This is a genomic window from Bacillus sp. AFS098217 (assembly GCF_002551815.1).
Classification (GTDB): domain Bacteria; phylum Bacillota; class Bacilli; order Bacillales; family Bacillaceae_G; genus Bacillus_A.
The window spans coordinates 1-18713 of record NZ_NVPR01000050.1 but is presented as its reverse complement, the minus strand read 5'-3'; the positions used below and the strand labels follow the sequence as shown (position 1 = coordinate 18713).

The following is an 18713-nucleotide window of genomic DNA, read 5'->3' as shown; positions in this document are numbered from 1 at the left end:
TATGTCTTATTGACACTATATTTTAGGATTATATATAATAAAGTAAAATTTGACTTTTTAACCACTAAGGAGGAGCATTTTTTTTATGTCAATCGAGGTAGGCAGCAAGTTACAGGGTAAAGTAACAGGTATTACAAATTTTGGGGCTTTTGTGGAGCTGCCAGAAGGCTTAACGGGTCTTGTTCATATTAGTGAAGTTGCTGATAATTATGTGAAAGATATTAACGATCACTTAAAAGTAGGCGACCAAGTAGAAGTAAAAGTTATTAATGTTGAAAAAGATGGCAAAATTGGTTTATCTATTAAAAAAGCGAAAGAACGTGAAAGAACAGAAGGAGATCGTCCACGCGGTGAATACCAACGTGGTGGTGACCAACAACGTTCTGGACGTCCACAACGTAATCGTTCTTTTAACAAAGATAACCGTGGTGGCCGTGATAACGGCGGCAATCAAAAAGAAACGTTTGAGCAAAAAATGGCACGCTTTTTAAAAGATAGTGAAGATCGTTTGACTTCTTTAAAGCGTAATACAGAATCTAAACGTGGTGGCCGTGGCGCTCGTCGCGGATAAAACGAACGTTTTATTCTTAACATATAGAGAGGTGCCCAGAGTAAGCTACTCAGGGTGCTTTTTTATGTGAATAAATATATTTTAAAAAAGAATAAAAAACTTTTTTGAAATATGTTGACTTTAAATTGAATTTGATATAAGATACTAATTGTCCGTTAAATACGACGACATGGCGGTGTAGCTCAGCTGGCTAGAGCGTACGGTTCATACCCGTGAGGTCGGGGGTTCGATCCCCTCCGCCGCTATATTTTATTTAATGGCCCGTTGGTCAAGTGGTTAAGACACCGCCCTTTCACGGCGGTAACACGGGTTCGAATCCCGTACGGGTCATCTAAAAAAGATCATGCATACATGCATGATCTTTTTTTATTAAGTAATTATAAATACATACAATATTTCTACAAAAACATCCTGCGTTTTCTGAATATTCCATCTGCATAACTTGCGTTTTCTTGATAACTTGTATATATATAGGTTTATTTTGAATAAAAAGTCGAACGATTCTAAGGGCGATGCCTGTTGTTTTGACAAAAATCCCAATAATTATCTTTTATAATGACAGTAATTAAACTATGCAGGTGGTGTTAAAAATATGCCTAAAGCAGGAAGGAATACGATGAATACAGGTACTACGTTAGCGATGGGAGATGGACAGCTAAGAACAATAAAGCGGACAAGCAAATTGAAGGCGAAGTTGGAGCATGTTTTCTTTAGATGGGGATTTGTTATCGTTGTAATCGGTTTTCTTTTGGGACGAGCATATATATTAACGAATATTTTACCGTTTGCATTACCATTTTTTGCTGCCGTTTATGTAATGAAGCGGGATAAAATGCCGCTTGCATTTCTTGCCCTCATGGGTGGTGCACTTTCTGTTTCGATAGACAATTTACTTTTTACTTTTGCATCTATCTTTACTTTCTTCATTTATAATATCTTCTTTAGTCGGTTCACACGTAAAACTGTTGGACTCGTACCATTTCAAGTATTTATCTCCGCGTTAACCGCACATCTTGTTGTTGTTTATTTTGCACAGCAAACCGTCACTATGTATGACCTACTCGTAAGTACAATTGAAGCGGGACTTAGCTTTGTATTAACAATGATTTTTTTACAAAGTGTACCGCTGTTAACAGAAAGAAAAGGGAAACAGCAAGCATTAGAAACCGAAGAAATCGTTTGTTTAATTATATTACTAGCGTCTGTACTAACTGGTACAACAGATTGGTTTGTTTACGACGCGTCTATTCAACATATTTTCACTAGATATTTAGTGTTATTATTTGCTTTTGTCGCAGGGGCAGCTACTGGTTCGACAGTGGGGGTTGTGACTGGATTAATATTGAGTTTAGCCAATGTGGCAAGTTTATCTCAACTTAGCTTATTAGCTTTTTCAGGATTGCTTGGTGGATTGTTAAAAGAGGGAAAGCGAATTGGGGTAAGCTTAGGTTTATTGATTGGTACAAGCTTAATTACGTTGTATGTAGATAAACAAGCTAGCATCGTCATAACTTTAATCGAATCTGGTGTGGCAATCATTTTCTTTCTATTAACACCAAAGGTCATTATGGATCGAATTGCTAAATTTATGCCAGGGACACAAGAGCATTCGCATGATCAACAACAATACTTACGAAGAATGCGTGATGTTACAGCAAATAAAATTAATCAGTTTGCAAATGTATTTTCTGCATTATCTAATAGCTTTTCAGTGTATGGATATGTAGAGGAGGAGGATAGAGAAACAGAAGCAGATTTATTTTTAAGTACAATTACAGCGAAGACATGCCAAACATGCTTCAAGAAAGATCAATGCTGGGTAGTGAACTTTGATAAAACATATGACTATATGAAACAAATTATGAATGAGACAGAAGAAGGGACACTTCAGCATAATCGTAAGTTGGTTCGTGAATGGGATAAACACTGTGTCAGAGGGAAAAAAGTGACGGATTTAGTAGCTGGCGAATTGGATCACTTCTATGAAGGGCAAAAATTACGAAAACAAATGAGAGAGAATCGTAGAATTGTTGCGGAACAATTATTAGGCGTTTCGAAAGTAATGGAGGATTTCGCAAAAGAAATTCAGCGTGAACGAGAAAATCACCAAGTGCAGGAAGAACGAATTTTACAAGCGTTCCGGGATTTTGGGGTTGAGGTTGAGCACGTTGATATTTATTGCTTAGATAGAGGGAATATTGATATTGAAATGATGATTCCAGCAGTATCTAATGAGCATGGGGAATGTGATAAATTAGTCGCGCCAATGCTTTCAGACATTTTAAAAGAAAATATTGTTGTGAAACATGAGGAACGATCTGCTTATCCGAATGGTCATAGTATGATATCGTTTGGATCTGCAAAAACGTTTTCTCTTGATACAGGACTTGCTACAGCCGCAAAGGGAGGCGGATTTGTATCAGGAGATTCATATGCGATGATGGATTTAAGTGTTGGAAAGTATGCTCTTGCAATTAGTGATGGGATGGGAAATGGGCAGAGAGCACATATGGAAAGCAAAGAGACGGTAAAATTACTGCAAAAAATATTACAGTCCGGTATTGATGAAGAGATAGCGATTAAATCTATTAATTCAATTCTTTCTCTGAGAACGACAGAAGAAATGTTTACAACACTTGATTTAGCTATGGTAGATTTACGGGATGCAAGTGCGAAGTTTTTGAAGGTTGGTTCAACACCAAGCTTTGTAAAACGCGGAAATAATATTATAAAAATAGAAGCAAGTAATTTGCCAATGGGAATTATTGAGGATGTTGAAGTGGATGTTGTGGGTGAACAGTTAAAAACAGGGGATATTTTAATTATGATGAGCGATGGGATTTTTGAAGGAGCACAGCATGTAGAAAATCATGAATTGTGGATGAAACGTAAAATTAAGGAACTACAAACAGATAATCCACAAGAAATTGCCGACATTATTATGGAAGAGGTCATTCGTTCTGGTGATGGATATATCAATGATGATATGACTATTGTCGTTGCGAAGGTAAAGAAGAATATGCCAAAATGGGCTACAATTCCAATTGTAGGTATGCAAGCACAATAAAAGTGTTAACGTAATTTCTGAGGCTTAGGGTAATTCCTAGGCCTTTTTTTCTATGGAGAGAAGCAGTTTCGTTCTTCCTATGAAGATATAGGGAGAGATGTAAGATAAAATGTGAATTTTGTACACCTTTTTTTTGCACAAAGTTTGTAAAAGTTGTACCATTATAAGCAAGGTAAATTATGTTATTGTTTGGTTTTAACGAAAGGTGATTGCGAAGTTGAAAGATACATTTGTTGAAAAAGTAGATGATTTTGTAAAGCAGCATGATGTATTAGAGGAACATTCGACAATTGTTGTAGGAGTTTCTGGCGGCCCTGACTCTTTAGCCCTTTTATATTATTTATTAGAGAAAAGGGAAGAGAAGAAATTGAAAATTGTAGTCGCACATGTGGATCATATGTTTAGAGGAGATGAATCCTATGAAGACTTACGATTTGTAGAAAATCTTTGCCAGGAGATTGGGGTTATTTGCGAAACAATAAGAATTAATGTATCGCAATATCAACAGCAATATGGAATGAATGCACAGGTGGCTGCTAGAGAATGCCGATATGCCTTTTTGGAAAGAATAATGAAGAAATATGATGCACCGTATGTAGCTCTTGGACATCATGGAGATGATCAAGTAGAGACGATTTTGATGCGTCTTGTACGAGGAAGCACTCCGAAAGGATATGCGGGAATTGCTGTGAAGCGTCCTTTTCATAATGGATATTTAATTAGGCCGTTATTGGCGGTAACAAAGGAAGAGATTGTTAATTACTGCAATAGCTTAGGAATCATACCGCGTATGGATCCGAGTAACGAAAAAGAAATATATACGAGGAATCGATTACGCAAATATGTTCTTCCTTATTTAAAAGAAGAAAATCCTCATGTGCATGAGCGATTTCAAAAATTTAGTATGCTTATGCAAGAGGATGAGGCATATTTGCAGGAATTAGCTTTTGAAAAGATGAATAAAGTAATTACAAAAAAAAGTAACAAACATATCGTCTTATCAATTCCTGTCTTTGAATCCATGTCTATGCCTTTACAAAGGAGAGGGATTCAACTAATATTAAACTATCTTTATGAATATAAGATTCCGTCTTCGCTTTCTTCTATACATATTGACAAAGTAATTGCATTTTTTAAACGAACACAGCCATCAGGTTCACTTGATTTCCCTGAAGGTTTGAAAATTGTTCGTACATATGAAGAATGTAGTTTCCGATTTAAGCAAGAAATTGTTTTCCCTTTTTCGCAAGTTTTATCAGTGCCAGGAGCAGTTACATTAGCGAATGGAGATAAGATTATAGCAGAAATAAATGAGGAGATACCAAGTAACATGAATGAAACGGTATTTGTTGCTAAGTATAATGATATATCATATCCTCTTCTTATTCGCTCTCGGGAAAATGGAGATCGCATGTCAATACAAGGTATGAGTGGTACGAAAAAGATAAAAGCTATTTTTATCGAAGCAAAAGTGCCAAAAGAAAAAAGAGAAGAGTGGCCGATTGTTTGTGATGCAAGTGGAAATATTATTTGGGTTCCCTTGTTGAAACGATCTGCATTTGCTATTTCGCAAGAAACAGCAAATAAGGATAAATATATGATTATTCACTACAAAAGCAAGGAGTCTTCCGGGAGGATAATGAAATGATGAATCAAGATATCGAAAAAGTATTAATTTCTGAAGAGCAAATACAAGAAAAGGTGCACGAGCTAGGTGCAATCATTGCAGAGGATTACAAAAATACAGTACCTCTTGCAATTGGTGTATTAAAAGGTGCAATGCCATTTATGGCAGACTTATTAAAGAGAACAGATACATATCTTGAAATGGATTTTATGGCTGTGTCTAGCTATGGTCATTCTACAGTTTCAACAGGTGAGGTAAAGATTTTAAAAGACCTTGATACTTCTGTAGAAGGTCGTGATATTTTAATCGTTGAGGATATTATTGATAGTGGTCTTACATTAAGCTACTTAGTAGACCTGTTTAAATATCGTAAAGCGAAATCTGTAAAAATTGTTACACTACTAGATAAGCCAACTGGTCGAAAAGTAGACCTAAAAGCAGATTATGTTGGATTCACTGTTCCTCATGAATTTGTTGTAGGATATGGTTTAGATTATAAGGAACAATACCGTAACCTTCCTTATGTAGGAGTATTAAAACCAAGCGTTTACTCAAATTAATTAAATACAGGCGTTATAATTGTATAGGAAAGTTTTTTTATGTTACGATTTACTATAGTGTTTATGCCGTGAGAGGAGGTTAGGAATGAATCGTATCTTCCGTAATACCATCTTTTATTTACTGATATTCTTAGTAGTAATTGGAATCGTGAGCTATTTTAATGGTTCGACGCAAAAAACGACATCAGTTAGCTACGATAAATTCATTACTAAACTTGAAAAAGGTGAAGTGCACAATGTGCAGCTTCAACCGAAAAATGGTGTGTTTGAAGTAAAGGGACAATTCAGTACTGCTAGTAAGGATGAACAATTTGTTACTTATGCACCAAATACTGAAGAATTACAAAAGAAAATTAATGATAAAGCGCAAGGCGTAGAGGTGAAGTACCAACCAGCAGAGGAAACAAGTGCTTGGGTAACATTCTTTACTTCTATCATTCCGTTTGTCATTATCTTCATTTTATTCTTCTTCTTAATGAACCAAGCGCAGGGCGGTGGTAGCCGTGTTATGAACTTTGGGAAAAGTAAGGCGAAGTTATACAATGATGAAAAGAAAAAAGTACGCTTCAGAGATGTAGCTGGAGCAGACGAAGAGAAACAAGAACTTGTTGAGGTAGTTGAATTCTTAAAAGACCCTCGTAAGTTTGCTGAAGTTGGTGCCCGTATTCCGAAGGGTGTCCTATTAGTTGGACCTCCAGGTACAGGTAAAACATTACTTGCACGTGCTGTTGCAGGTGAAGCAGGCGTTCCGTTCTTCTCTATTAGTGGTTCTGATTTCGTAGAGATGTTTGTCGGTGTCGGTGCTTCCCGTGTACGTGATCTATTTGAAAATGCGAAGAAAAATGCTCCTTGTATCATTTTCATTGATGAAATTGACGCAGTGGGTCGTCAACGTGGCGCAGGCCTTGGTGGTGGTCACGATGAGCGTGAGCAAACGCTGAACCAACTTCTTGTTGAAATGGATGGATTCGGTGCAAACGAAGGTATTATTATCATCGCTGCAACAAACCGTCCTGATATCCTTGACCCAGCGTTATTACGTCCGGGACGTTTTGACCGTCAGATTACAGTGGATCGTCCAGATGTAAATGGACGTGAAGCAGTACTGAAAGTCCACGCTCGTAATAAGCCGCTCGATGAGGATATTAACTTACGAGCAATTGCAACTCGTACACCAGGATTCTCTGGTGCAGATCTTGAAAACTTATTAAATGAAGCTGCGCTAGTAGCTGCGCGTCAAGATAAGAAGAAAATTGACATGTCTGATATCGATGAAGCGACGGATCGTGTTATTGCAGGTCCTGCTAAGAAGAGTCGTGTTATTTCTGAAAAAGAACGTAATATCGTTGCATTCCATGAAGCAGGCCACACTGTAATTGGTGTTGTCCTCGATGAGGCCGATATCGTTCATAAAGTAACAATTGTCCCTCGTGGGCAAGCTGGCGGGTATGCAGTAATGCTTCCAAAAGAAGACCGTTACTTTATGACGAAACCAGAATTGCTTGATAAAATCACTGGCTTACTTGGCGGCCGCGTAGCTGAGGAAATTGTATTTGGAGAAGTAAGTACAGGAGCTCATAATGACTTCCAACGTGCGACTGGTATCGCTAGACGCATGGTAACGGAGTTTGGTATGAGTGACAAACTTGGTCCAATGCAATTTGGTAGCTCACAAGGAGGTCAAGTGTTCTTAGGAAGAGACTTCCATTCAGAGCAAAACTACAGTGATGCAATTGCACATGACATTGATGTAGAAATGCAAAACATTATGAAAGAATGTTATGCTCGTGCAAAACAAATTCTTACTGAAAAACGAGATAAGCTCGACATTATCGCAAAAACGTTACTTGAAGTAGAAACGTTAGATGCAGAGCAAATCAATCATTTATATGAGCATGGAACTTTACCTGAGCGTAAAAAATCTTCTGAAGGTGATGTGAAAGTGAACATCACAATGAAAAAAGATGATGAAAACGCAGAGGATAAGGAAGAAACAAAGGAGTGACAATAGTCACTCCTTTTTTCTATGTTGAAGGACTTGTGCACTTGTATGTGATATAAATTTGCATTCTCCTTGCATTAAAAATTGAAATAGTGAACAATCTTTTTGTAAAATGATAAAGATGGAAAACCTGATTATATAGGTATGTATGATATGATGGCATTATAAGTTTTGTACATATTGCACAAATATAGATTAAATAAGATAAGTGGTGAGAATATGATTTTTGTATTGGATGTAGGGAATACAAATGCGGTGCTTGGTGTGTTCGAAGAGGGGAAGCTTCGCCAGCATTGGCGTATGGAAACAGATCGTCATAAAACGGAAGATGAGTACGGTATGTTAGTGAAACAATTACTTGAGCATGAAGGTCTTTCTTTTCAGGATGTGAAAGGAATTATTGTTTCTTCGGTTGTACCGCCAATTATGTTTGCTTTAGAGCGCATGTGTGAAAAGTACTTCAAAATTAAGCCCCTTGTAGTAGGGCCAGGAATAAAAACGGGTTTAAATATTAAATACGAAAATCCACGTGAAGTTGGGGCGGACCGTATTGTAAATGCTGTAGCTGGTATTCAATTATATGGAAGTCCGCTTATTATTGTTGATTTTGGTACAGCTACTACATATTGCTATATTAATGAGGATAAGCATTATATGGGCGGTGTAATTACACCAGGTATTATGATTTCAGCAGAAGCTTTATACAGTAGGGCTGCAAAGCTTCCTCGTATTGAAATTACAAAACCAAGTAGTATTGTTGGGAAAAATACAGTAAGTGCAATGCAAGCAGGCATTCTTTATGGATATGTTGGGCAAGTGGAAGGTATTGTGAAGCGCATGAAAGAAGAAGCTAAACAAGAACCGACAGTTATTGCAACCGGTGGATTAGCGAAGTTAATTGCAGAAGAATCTAATGTAATTGATATTGTGGATCCATTCTTAACATTAAAAGGTTTGCATATGCTATATGAACGTAATGCAAATTTACAACATGAGAAGGGTGAATAAATCAGTATGAAAGATTATTTAGTAAAAGCGTTAGCGTTTGATGGAGAAGTTCGTGCGTATAGTGTGCGTACAACAAATACAGTAAGTGAGGCGCAAAGACGTCATGATACGTGGAGAACTGCTTCTGCAGCACTTGGCCGTTCGTTAACAGCTGGTGCAATGATGGGAGCTATGTTAAAAGGTGATCAGAAACTAACAATTAAGGTAGAAGGTAATGGTCCGCTTGGTCCAATCTTAGTGGATGCTCATGCAAATGGGGATGTGCGTGGGTATGTAACAAATCCGCATGTTGATTTTGAAGCGACGGAGCAGGGGAAATTACGTGTATATCAGGCAGTGGGTACAGAAGGGTTTTTAACAGTAATTAAAGACATTGGTATGCGTGAACCGTTTATCGGGCAGTCCCCAATTGTTTCGGGAGAATTAGGAGAAGACTTTACGTATTATTTTGCTGTTTCTGAGCAAACACCTTCTTCTGTTGGGGTTGGTGTCCTTGTGAATGGGGATGACAGTATATTGGCAGCTGGTGGATTTATTCTGCAAATTATGCCAGGGGCACAGGAAGAGACCATTTCATATATTGAAGAACGTCTACAAAAAATCCCACCGGTTTCAAAATTAATTGAACAAGGTCTTTCACCAGAAGAATTGCTATATGAAGTACTAGGGGAAGACAAAGTGAAAGTGTTAGAAACGATGGATGTTCAATTCAATTGTACATGTTCACGCGAGCGCATCGAAAGTGTGTTAATTAGTCTAGGTAAAAAAGAATTGGAACAAGTTCGTGAGGAAGAAGATGAAACAGAAGTGCATTGTCATTTCTGTAATGAACGATATAAGTTTTCTAAAGAAGATATTACAAACCTAATTGAAGGCCTGTAATAATAACCATTAGTAATGGTTAATCAATCATCCAAATAGATTGACAAACAAGGAATTTTCTGACAAAATCGAAATATAGATAAAACCAATAAAAATACTCGGTGTTAGGAGTGACAGGAATGCGAGTGGCACAGTCAGTTTCAGAATTAATCGGGAAAACGCCGATCGTTAAGTTGAACCGCATCGTAGAACAAGACAGCGCAGATATATACTTAAAATTAGAATTTATGAATCCTGGAAGTAGCGTAAAAGATCGTATTGCATTAGCAATGATCGAAGCTGCTGAGCAAAAAGGGTTATTAAAAGAAGGCGATACAATCATTGAGCCAACAAGTGGTAACACAGGGATTGGTTTAGCGATGGTAGCAGCTGCAAAAGGATATAAAGCAATTCTAGTAATGCCAGAAACGATGAGTATTGAACGTCGTAATTTATTGCGTGCTTATGGCGCTGAATTAGTATTGACTCCAGGGGCTGAAGGAATGGGCGGTGCAATTCGTAAAGCAACTGAATTAGCAAAAGAGCATGGTTACTTTATACCGCAACAATTCCAAAATCCGGCGAACCCAGAAATTCATCGCTTAACAACAGGGCCAGAAATTGTTGAACAAATGGGTGATCAATTAGATGCATTTATCGCTGGTATCGGTACTGGTGGAACGATTACGGGCGCTGGTGAGGTGTTAAAAGAAACATATAAAGACATTAAAATTTATGCGGTAGAACCTGCGGATTCTCCAGTGTTATCTGGCGGAAAACCAGGTCCACATAAGATCCAAGGTATTGGGGCAGGATTTGTTCCTGAGACATTGGATGTAGAAATATATGATGAAATCATTCAAGTGAAAACAGAGCAAGCGTTTGAATATGCAAGAAAAGTAGCTTGTGAAGAAGGGATTTTAGTTGGTATCTCTTCAGGCGCCGTTATTTATGCTGCGACAGAAGTGGCAAAAAAATTAGGTAAAGGGAAAAAGGTACTTGTTATTATCCCGAGTAATGGTGAACGTTATTTAAGTACACCACTTTATCAATTTGAATCATAATCTCATATGTTCGAGAACAAGCATTTCTGAAAAAGGGATGCTTGTTCTTTTTTCGTTTGAAAATAGGAAAAGAGTGAATGACTAGAAAACTTCATGTAAAATAAATAGTAGTAAAGTTAAATTATTTTCACAAGCTCTCAAGGACAATTATTTCATACTAACCATCTATGATTTAGGATGATTAGTCTAAGGGAGTGGGATAAAAGAAGACGGGGTGTTGATATGCAGCAAAGAAAATCTTTAGCGCTTTCTATTCCATATCATTTAGATTTTTTTAAGCAGTATAAGTTTCTTTCTCAGAATAAGAATCAACATATTTTGTTAGAAAGTGGACGTGGAGGTCGCTATAGTATCGCGGGGCTCGATCCTGTAGCGGTGATTCAGGGGAAGAATGAAACGTTATATATAAGTGAGAGCGGTAAGGAAACAATAAAACGAGGAAATCCATTAGACTTAATGCAAACGTATATGGAACGATGGGAAACGAATCATAATCCAGATTATCCGCCATTTCAAGGTGGTGCAATCGGGTATTTTAGTTATGACTGTATACGTTATATTGAGAAGCTTCCTTCCTTCGCGGAGGATGATGTGGATATACCTGATATATTCTTTTTATTATTTGATGACGTGTTTGTGTATGATCAACAAGAGAAAGTACTATGGATTATTACACATTATATAGATGAACGTGAAGACGCAGAAAGGCGTTTAAATGAATGGAAGAGTCTTTGGATGAAGGAAGCTCCTGAAGTTAAAATACCATTTGAATGTCCTGAAAATAGAAATGAAGCGGTAGCTTTTACAGAAGAAGGATTTATGAAAGCTGTTCAGCGTATTCAAGAATACATTGGGGCCGGAGATGTGTTTCAAGTAAACCTGTCTACAAGGCAGGAGAAAACATTACAAACACATCCGTTTGAAATTTATACGAACCTTCGTGAAATTAATCCATCACCATATATGGGATATTTAGAACTTGGAGATTTTCAAATTGTTAGCGGCTCGCCAGAATTATTAATTAAAAAACAAGGAAGCCAAGTAAGTACTAGACCGATTGCAGGGACGCGTTCTCGTGGGAAAAATGAACAAGAAGATGAAAGTTTAGCGAAAGAGCTGATTGAAAATGAAAAGGAACGAGCAGAACATGTGATGCTCGTTGATTTAGAACGAAATGATTTAGGACGAGTTTGTAAGTATGGAACTGTTGAAGTGGATGAATTCATGGTAATTGAAAAATACTCGCATGTTATGCATATCGTTTCAAATGTTCGCGGTGAGGTCCGAGAAAATAAGGATGCTTTCGATTTAGTGAGAGCAGTATTTCCTGGTGGGACAATCACAGGTGCCCCGAAAATTCGCACGATGGAAATTATAGAGGAACTGGAACCAGTAAGGCGTGGTATCTATACAGGATCAATTGGATGGATTGGCTATTCAGGGGATATGGAATTAAATATTGTAATTCGGACGCTACTTGCAAAAGACGGTCAAGCATATGTACAGGCTGGAGCAGGAATTGTAATTGATTCAAATCCGGAAAATGAGTATAAAGAGTCGTTGAAAAAAGCAATTGCCTTATGGCGTGCAAAAGAAAGCAGCGAAGAAACGGTTAGGTGAGAGAAATGATATTGATGATTGATAATTATGATTCTTTTACATTTAATTTAGTGCAGTTTCTTGGAGAACTTGGACAAGAGCTTGTTGTTAAACGTAATGATGAAATTACAATTTCAGATATTGAACAAATGAAACCAGATTTTTTAATGATTTCACCAGGGCCTTGTAGTCCGAATGAAGCTGGTATAAGTATGGATGTTATTAAATATTTCGCAGGGAAGATTCCTATTTTTGGCGTGTGCCTAGGTCATCAATCCATTGCGCAAGTATTTGGAGGTGATGTTGTTCGTGCAGAACGTTTAATGCATGGAAAAACATCGCCAATGTATCATGATGGAAAAACAATTTTCTCGGAAATTCCAAATCCATTTACAGCAACGCGTTACCATTCTCTTATTGTCAAAAAAGAAACATTGCCGGAATGTTTAGAAGTGACATCTTGGACAGAAGAAGGAGAGATTATGGCACTACGTCATAAGACATTGCCAATCGAAGGAGTACAGTTTCATCCAGAATCCATTATGACTTCACATGGGAAAGAATTATTACAAAACTTTATTCGGAGTTACAGCCCGAGTGTATCATCATGTTAATTTATGTGAATGGTACGTATGTAGAAGCTAGTGAGGCAAAAATCTCTCCTTATGATCATGGATATTTATATGGACTGGGGGTTTTCGAGACATTCCGTATTTATAATGGTCATCCATTTTTATTAGATGATCATTATGAACGTTTAATGGATGCTCTTTCTGCATTGCAAATTGAGTGGAAGCTGACGAAAGATGATGTGCTTCGTATTTTGCAGGAACTACTCGAAAGGAATGGGCTCGACCATGCATATGTTCGCTTCAATGTATCGGCTGGTATAGATGAAATAGGCTTACAAACAGGGGTATACGAAGAGCCGTCTGTTATTGTATTTATAAAACCATTAGCCGCTTCAGGTGCAGTGGTAGAAAAGGAAGGCGTTATTTTGAATCAAGCTCGGAATACGCCGGAAGGAGCCTTTCGTTTAAAGTCCCATCATTATTTAAATAACATTTTAGGAAAACGTGAAATTGGAAATGTTGTGAGTAAAGAAGGGATTTTCTTTACTGAAGCAGGTTATGTAGCTGAGGGGATTGTTTCGAATCTCTTTTTTGTGAAAGAGAGTATTTTATATACACCATCGCTTGAAACGGGAATTTTAAACGGGATCACTCGTGCTTTTATTATAAGGATTGCTGAAATGTTAAATATACAAGTGAAGGAAGGCTTCTTTACGAAAGGTGAGTTGCTTTCGGCAGATGAAGTGTTTGTAACAAATTCTGTTCAAGAAATTGTCCCGCTTCGTCATATTGAAGGAAGAGATTTCCCGGGTAAAGAGGGTGAGGTTACAAGGGAACTAATGCATGTATATGAAATGCATAGAGAAAATCTTTGGAGCCGAAATGAATTGCAGAGAGGAGATATATAGTTTGAAGTGGAATTATGATTTGCGCTGCGGCGAATATACATTAAATTTAAATGAGAAAACATTAATTATGGGGATTTTGAATGTGACGCCAGATTCATTCTCGGATGGTGGAAACTATAACGAGGTAGAAACAGCTGTTCGTCATGCGAAAGAAATGGCAAGTAGTGGGGCTGATATCATTGATATTGGCGGTGAATCGACTCGTCCTGGCTTTGCGAAAGTTTCGGTAGAAGAGGAGTTAGAGCGTGTAATTCCGATGATTCAAGCGGTTTCAAGAGAGGTGAAACTGCCTATTTCTATTGATACGTATAAAGCGGAAGTTGCAAAGCAAGCAATTGAAGCGGGGGCTCATATTATTAATGATGTTTGGGGAGCGAAGGCGGAACCGAAGATTGCAGAAGTTGCGGCACATTATAATGTACCGATTATTTTAATGCATAATCGTGACAATACAAATTACCGCAATTTGATGGCTGATATGATTGCGGATTTATATGAGAGTGTTAAAATTGCAAAAGACGCAGGTGTACGTGATGAAAATATTATTTTAGACCCAGGTATTGGCTTTGCAAAGACACCTGAACAAAATTTAGAAGCGATGCGTAATTTAGAACAACTAAATGTATTAGGATATCCGGTTCTTCTTGCAACTTCAAGAAAATCATTTATCGGTCATGTTTTAGATTTACCGGTAGAGGAACGTGTAGAGGGGACAGGGGCGTCAATTTGTCTTGGGATTGAAAAAGGCTGTGAAATGATACGTGTTCATGACGTAAAAGAAATGGCGCGTATGGCGAAGATGATGGACGCGATGCTCGGTAAGGGGGTAAAGTGATTGGATAAAATTTATATCCATGACATGGAGTTTTACGGTTATCATGGGGTATTTCCAGAAGAGAATAAACTAGGGCAACGATTTAAGGTAGATTTGACGGTAGAGCTAGATTTGAAGCCAGCGGGTGAGAGTGACAACTTGGAGCATTCCGTAAACTATGGAGAGCTTTTTGAACTGTGCCGACAAGTTGTGGAGGATCAAACATATAAACTGGTAGAAAGTATTGCGGAAAATATAGCTGCAAACATATTAAAGCAGTATGTAAGTATTTCGCGTTGTACAGTAAAGGTTATTAAGCCAGATCCGCCGATACCAGGACATTATCGTGCTGTAGCGGTAGAAATCACGAGAGAGCGACCATGAAAAATATAGCGTACGTTGCACTAGGATCAAATATCGGTGATCGTTATACTTATTTAACTCAAGCAATTGAGTTGTTAAATAACAATTCTCATATTCAGGTTGAGGATGTTTCTTCCGTATATGAAACGGATCCAGTTGGGTATACAGATCAAAATCGTTTTTTAAATCTAGTTATAAAAATTTCTACCAATTTATTGCCGCAAGAATTATTGAAAGTAACGCAAAACGTTGAGGTTGACTTAGGAAGAAAAAGGGGAATTAGGTGGGGGCCACGAACCATTGACCTTGACATTTTACTCTATAATCAAGAAAATATTGAAGCAGAGAATCTTATTGTTCCGCATCCGCGGATGTTTGAAAGAGCTTTTGTTATCGTTCCGTTGTTAGAGATTAATCAAGATATAAAACAAAACATTTCACGTTCACAAGTAGAAGAAATGAAAAGGCGAGAGGGAGTAACGGTATGGAAGCAGAAAAATGGGGAAGACGCATTCGTGCTTTTCGGAAGTTAAAAGGTTATACGCAGGAAGGTTTTGCGAAAGAATTAGGGGTATCTGTATCGGTTTTAGGAGAAGTTGAGAGAGGAAATAGATCACCTTCTCAAGATTTCGTTGTAGAAGTTGCGAAGACATTAAATGTTTCAATAGACGAATTAATGCCAAAGTGAGGATAAAGGAAGGTGATAGTCAAGTGTTAAAGATTGCAAACATTGAGATGAAGAATCCAGTTGTACTAGCACCGATGGCAGGAGTGTGTAATTCTGCATTCCGTTTAACGGTAAAGGAATTTGGTGCAGGTCTAGTATGTGCTGAAATGGTAAGTGATAAGGCGATTTTATTTAATAACCAAAAAACATTAGATATGTTATATATCGATGAGAGAGAGAAACCGCTAAGTTTACAAATTTTTGGCGGTGAGAAAGAAACGCTTGTTGGTGCTGCGAAATATGTAGATAAGAATACAACAGCGGATATTATTGATATTAATATGGGTTGCCCAGTTCCGAAGATTACAAAGTGTGATGCGGGGGCGAAATGGCTTTTAGATCCAAATAAAGTATATGAAATGGTTGCGGCAGTCGTGGATGCTGTTGAAAAGCCAGTTACAGTTAAAATGCGTATCGGCTGGGATGAAGACCACATTTTTGCAATTGAAAACGCTAGAGCTGTTGAACGTGCAGGAGGCCAGGCGGTAGCGGTTCATGGACGTACACGTGTACAGATGTATGAAGGGAAAGCGGATTGGGATATTATTAAACAAGTAAAACAATCTGTAAATATCCCGGTTATCGGAAATGGTGACGTAGAAACTCCTCAAGATGCAAAACGTATGCTTGATGAAGTTGGTGTAGATGGTGTTATGATTGGCCGTGCAGCTCTTGGTAATCCATGGATGATTTATCGTACGGTAAAGTATTTAGAAACAGGAGAATTAATGCCAGAACCGACAGTGCGTGAGAAAATTGATGTATGTATGCTGCACTTAGATCGCCTTATTGATTTAAAGAACGAAGATATTGCAGTGAGAGAAATGAGAAAGCATGCAGCTTGGTACTTAAAAGGTGTTCGTGGTAATGCGGGAGTACGTAATGCGATTAATACTTCTAATACACGTCAAGACCTTGCTTCTTTATTAGGTGCATTTGTAGAAGAGGTAGAAGCGAAACAAAAAACAATTCATGTTGGTTAAGAGGAAGTGAGAGGGGATGATTGACATTCTCTCGTTCACTTCCTATAATTACGTGAAAGAAAGAAGAACTGCCAGTTACTTGCTGGCAGTTTTTCTAGTTGGGTAGAAAATGATATACTGTATATATTGTAAAATTTAATAGAGCTGGAGTGATATCAATACCATGGATAACATGAACCACGAAGAATTAAACGACCAATTGCTTGTTCGTCGCGAGAAGTTACATAGCTTACGTGAACAAGGTATCGATCCGTTTGGTAAACGTTTTGAACGTACAAATTCAACGAAAGAATTACTAAGCTTGTATGAAGAATTCTCTAAAGAAGAATTAGAAGAGAAAGAAATCTCTGTTTCTATCGCTGGTCGTATTATGACGAAACGCGGTAAAGGGAAAGCGGGTTTTGCGCATATCCAAGACTTACATGGACAAGTTCAAATCTATGTTCGTAAAGATGCTGTTGGAGATGAGCAATATGAATTGTTTAAGACAGCTGACTTAGGTGACTTAGTAGGGATTGAAGGGAAAGTTTTCAAAACAAATGTAGGAGAGCTTTCAGTAAAAGCAACAGGATTTACACTATTAACGAAATCTCTTCGTCCACTTCCAGATAAATACCATGGATTGAAAGACGTTGAACAGCGTTACCGTCAACGTTACCTAGATTTAATCACGAGTATGGAGAGCCGTGAAACATTCGTTACTCGTAGTAAAATCATTCGCGAAATGAGAAGATACTTAGATGACAATGGTTACCTTGAAGTAGAAACACCAATGATGCATGCGATTGCTGGTGGGGCATCTGCTCGTCCATTCATTACACATCATAATGCGTTAGATATGGAATTATATATGCGTATTGCGATTGAGTTACACTTAAAGCGCCTTATTGTAGGTGGTTTAGAGAAAGTATACGAAATCGGCCGTGTATTCCGTAATGAAGGTGTATCAACACGTCATAACCCTGAATTTACAATGATTGAATTATATGAAGCGTATGCTGACTATAAAGATATTATGAAACTAACAGAAAATATGATTGCTCATATCGCAAAACAAGTACTAGGTACGACAACAATTCAGTACGGTGAGCAAGAAATTAATTTAGAGCCAGAATGGACACGTCTTCATATGGTAGACGCAATTAAACAATATTCTGGAGCAGATTTCTGGAGCCCGATGAGCGTGGAGGAAGCACGTGCATTAGCGAAAGAACATGGTGTGGAAATTAAAGATACAATGGAAGTTGGTCATATTATTAATGAATTCTTCGAACAAAAAGTAGAAGAAAAATTAATTCAACCTACATTTATCTATGGTCACCCAGTGGAAATTTCTCCACTTGCGAAAAAGAATGATGAAGATCCACGATTTACAGACCGTTTCGAATTATTCATTGTTGCTCGTGAGCATGCAAATGCATTCACAGAATTAAATGATCCGATCGATCAAAAAGAACGTTTTGAGGCTCAATTAAAAGAGCGTGAACAAGGTAATGATGAAGCTCATATGATGGACGATGATTATATCGAAGCTCTTGAGTATGGTATGCCTCCTACAGGTGGATTAGGGATTGGTATTGATCGCCTTGTTATGCTATTAACAAATGCACCATCTATTCGTGACGTACTGTTATTCCCAGCAATGCGTCATAAGTAAGACTAAGCTTTGGAGATTTCTCCAAAGCTTTTCTTTTTGTTACTCTGTGTTTGTATATGGTGAATTTAGAATTGCTCATTATTATATAGAAGGAAGGTATCTTTATATAGGAGATTGATACTGTTTTTATACTTTTTTACTAGGTTAAAAATTTTGTAAAAAAACTATTGCATTTTAATAAATTAGCTGGTATATTTATATTCGTTGTCACGAAAGGCAACGCAAGAAACAAATGAAAAACAACTTTTTAAATAAAAAAAGTTGTTGACGAAAATATAACGAAATGTTATATTAGTAAAGTCGCTCCGGTGGCAAACGAGTTCTCTGAAA

General features: G+C 37.6%; 17 protein-coding genes and 2 tRNA genes. All 19 read left to right on the top strand.

Annotated elements, in window-relative coordinates; all coding sequences use genetic code 11:
- Positions 1-85 precede the first annotated feature (85 nt).
- The 19 genes from COO03_RS13925 to lysS all read left to right on the top strand — a co-directional run bounded on the left by COO03_RS13925 (position 86) and on the right by lysS (position 18383).
- The gene (locus tag COO03_RS13925) at positions 86-571 is read left to right on the top strand and encodes a S1 domain-containing RNA-binding protein (protein WP_097897739.1); all 486 of its coding nucleotides are present in this window, start codon (positions 86-88) and stop codon (positions 569-571) included.
- A gap of 171 nt (positions 572-742) precedes the next feature.
- Positions 743-816 (top strand) — tRNA-Met (locus COO03_RS13920).
- A 13-nt stretch (positions 817-829) separates the two neighbouring features.
- Positions 830-901 (top strand) — tRNA-Glu (locus tag COO03_RS13915).
- A 262-nt stretch (positions 902-1163) separates the two neighbouring features.
- The gene (gene spoIIE, locus COO03_RS13910; RefSeq protein WP_141523163.1) at positions 1164-3638 is read left to right on the top strand and encodes a stage II sporulation protein E; all 2475 of its coding nucleotides are present in this window, start codon (positions 1164-1166) and stop codon (positions 3636-3638) included.
- Between the two features lie 217 nt (positions 3639-3855).
- Positions 3856-5286: a tRNA lysidine(34) synthetase TilS gene (tilS, locus tag COO03_RS13905; protein WP_097897738.1), complete on the top strand. Its 1431-nt coding sequence runs from the start codon at positions 3856-3858 to the stop codon at positions 5284-5286.
- Positions 5283-5825, top strand: a complete 543-nt coding sequence (gene hpt / locus COO03_RS13900; protein ID WP_000981837.1) for a hypoxanthine phosphoribosyltransferase — start codon at positions 5283-5285, stop codon at positions 5823-5825. Before tilS ends, hpt begins: the two co-directional genes overlap by 4 nt.
- A gap of 85 nt (positions 5826-5910) precedes the next feature.
- Entirely contained in the window at positions 5911-7830 is a 1920-nt protein-coding gene (gene ftsH / locus COO03_RS13895) for an ATP-dependent zinc metalloprotease FtsH (RefSeq protein WP_097897737.1), read from the top strand.
- A 216-nt stretch (positions 7831-8046) separates the two neighbouring features.
- Entirely contained in the window at positions 8047-8835 is a 789-nt protein-coding gene (locus COO03_RS13890; protein ID WP_097897736.1) for a type III pantothenate kinase, read from the top strand.
- 6 nt (positions 8836-8841) lie between these two features.
- Positions 8842-9717, top strand: coding sequence for a redox-regulated molecular chaperone HslO (gene hslO, locus COO03_RS13885; protein ID WP_097897735.1), 876 nt, complete (start codon positions 8842-8844; stop codon positions 9715-9717).
- Between the two features lie 119 nt (positions 9718-9836).
- Complete coding sequence (gene cysK / locus COO03_RS13880) at positions 9837-10760, top strand: cysteine synthase A (protein WP_097897734.1); 924 nt, start codon at positions 9837-9839, stop codon at positions 10758-10760.
- 222 nt (positions 10761-10982) lie between these two features.
- Positions 10983-12380, top strand: coding sequence for an anthranilate synthase component I (gene trpE / locus COO03_RS13875; RefSeq protein ID WP_097897733.1), 1398 nt, complete (start codon positions 10983-10985; stop codon positions 12378-12380).
- 5 nt (positions 12381-12385) lie between these two features.
- Positions 12386-12973: an aminodeoxychorismate/anthranilate synthase component II gene (gene pabA / locus COO03_RS13870; protein ID WP_097897732.1), complete on the top strand. Its 588-nt coding sequence runs from the start codon at positions 12386-12388 to the stop codon at positions 12971-12973.
- Positions 12967-13839, top strand: a complete 873-nt coding sequence (gene pabC, locus COO03_RS13865) for an aminodeoxychorismate lyase (protein ID WP_097897731.1) — start codon at positions 12967-12969, stop codon at positions 13837-13839. Before pabA ends, pabC begins: the two co-directional genes overlap by 7 nt.
- Positions 13814-14674: a dihydropteroate synthase gene (gene folP / locus COO03_RS13860; protein WP_141523162.1), complete on the top strand. Its 861-nt coding sequence runs from the start codon at positions 13814-13816 to the stop codon at positions 14672-14674. Before pabC ends, folP begins: the two co-directional genes overlap by 26 nt.
- Positions 14675-15037, top strand: coding sequence for a dihydroneopterin aldolase (folB, locus tag COO03_RS13855; protein ID WP_097897730.1), 363 nt, complete (start codon positions 14675-14677; stop codon positions 15035-15037).
- On the top strand, positions 15034-15549 hold the full coding sequence (gene folK, locus COO03_RS13850; RefSeq protein WP_097897729.1) for a 2-amino-4-hydroxy-6-hydroxymethyldihydropteridine diphosphokinase: 516 nt from the start codon (positions 15034-15036) through the stop codon (positions 15547-15549). Before folB ends, folK begins: the two co-directional genes overlap by 4 nt.
- Complete coding sequence (locus tag COO03_RS13845; RefSeq protein ID WP_002009706.1) at positions 15501-15704, top strand: helix-turn-helix domain-containing protein; 204 nt, start codon at positions 15501-15503, stop codon at positions 15702-15704. The genes folK and COO03_RS13845 overlap by 49 nt, the downstream gene beginning before the upstream one ends.
- 23 nt (positions 15705-15727) lie before the next feature.
- Positions 15728-16726 (top strand): tRNA dihydrouridine synthase DusB, encoded by a 999-nt coding sequence (gene dusB, locus COO03_RS13840; RefSeq protein WP_097897728.1) that lies wholly within the window; start codon positions 15728-15730, stop codon positions 16724-16726.
- A 163-nt stretch (positions 16727-16889) separates the two neighbouring features.
- Positions 16890-18383, top strand: coding sequence for a lysine--tRNA ligase (lysS, locus tag COO03_RS13835; protein WP_097897727.1), 1494 nt, complete (start codon positions 16890-16892; stop codon positions 18381-18383).
- The last annotated feature ends 330 nt before the right edge of the window (positions 18384-18713 follow it).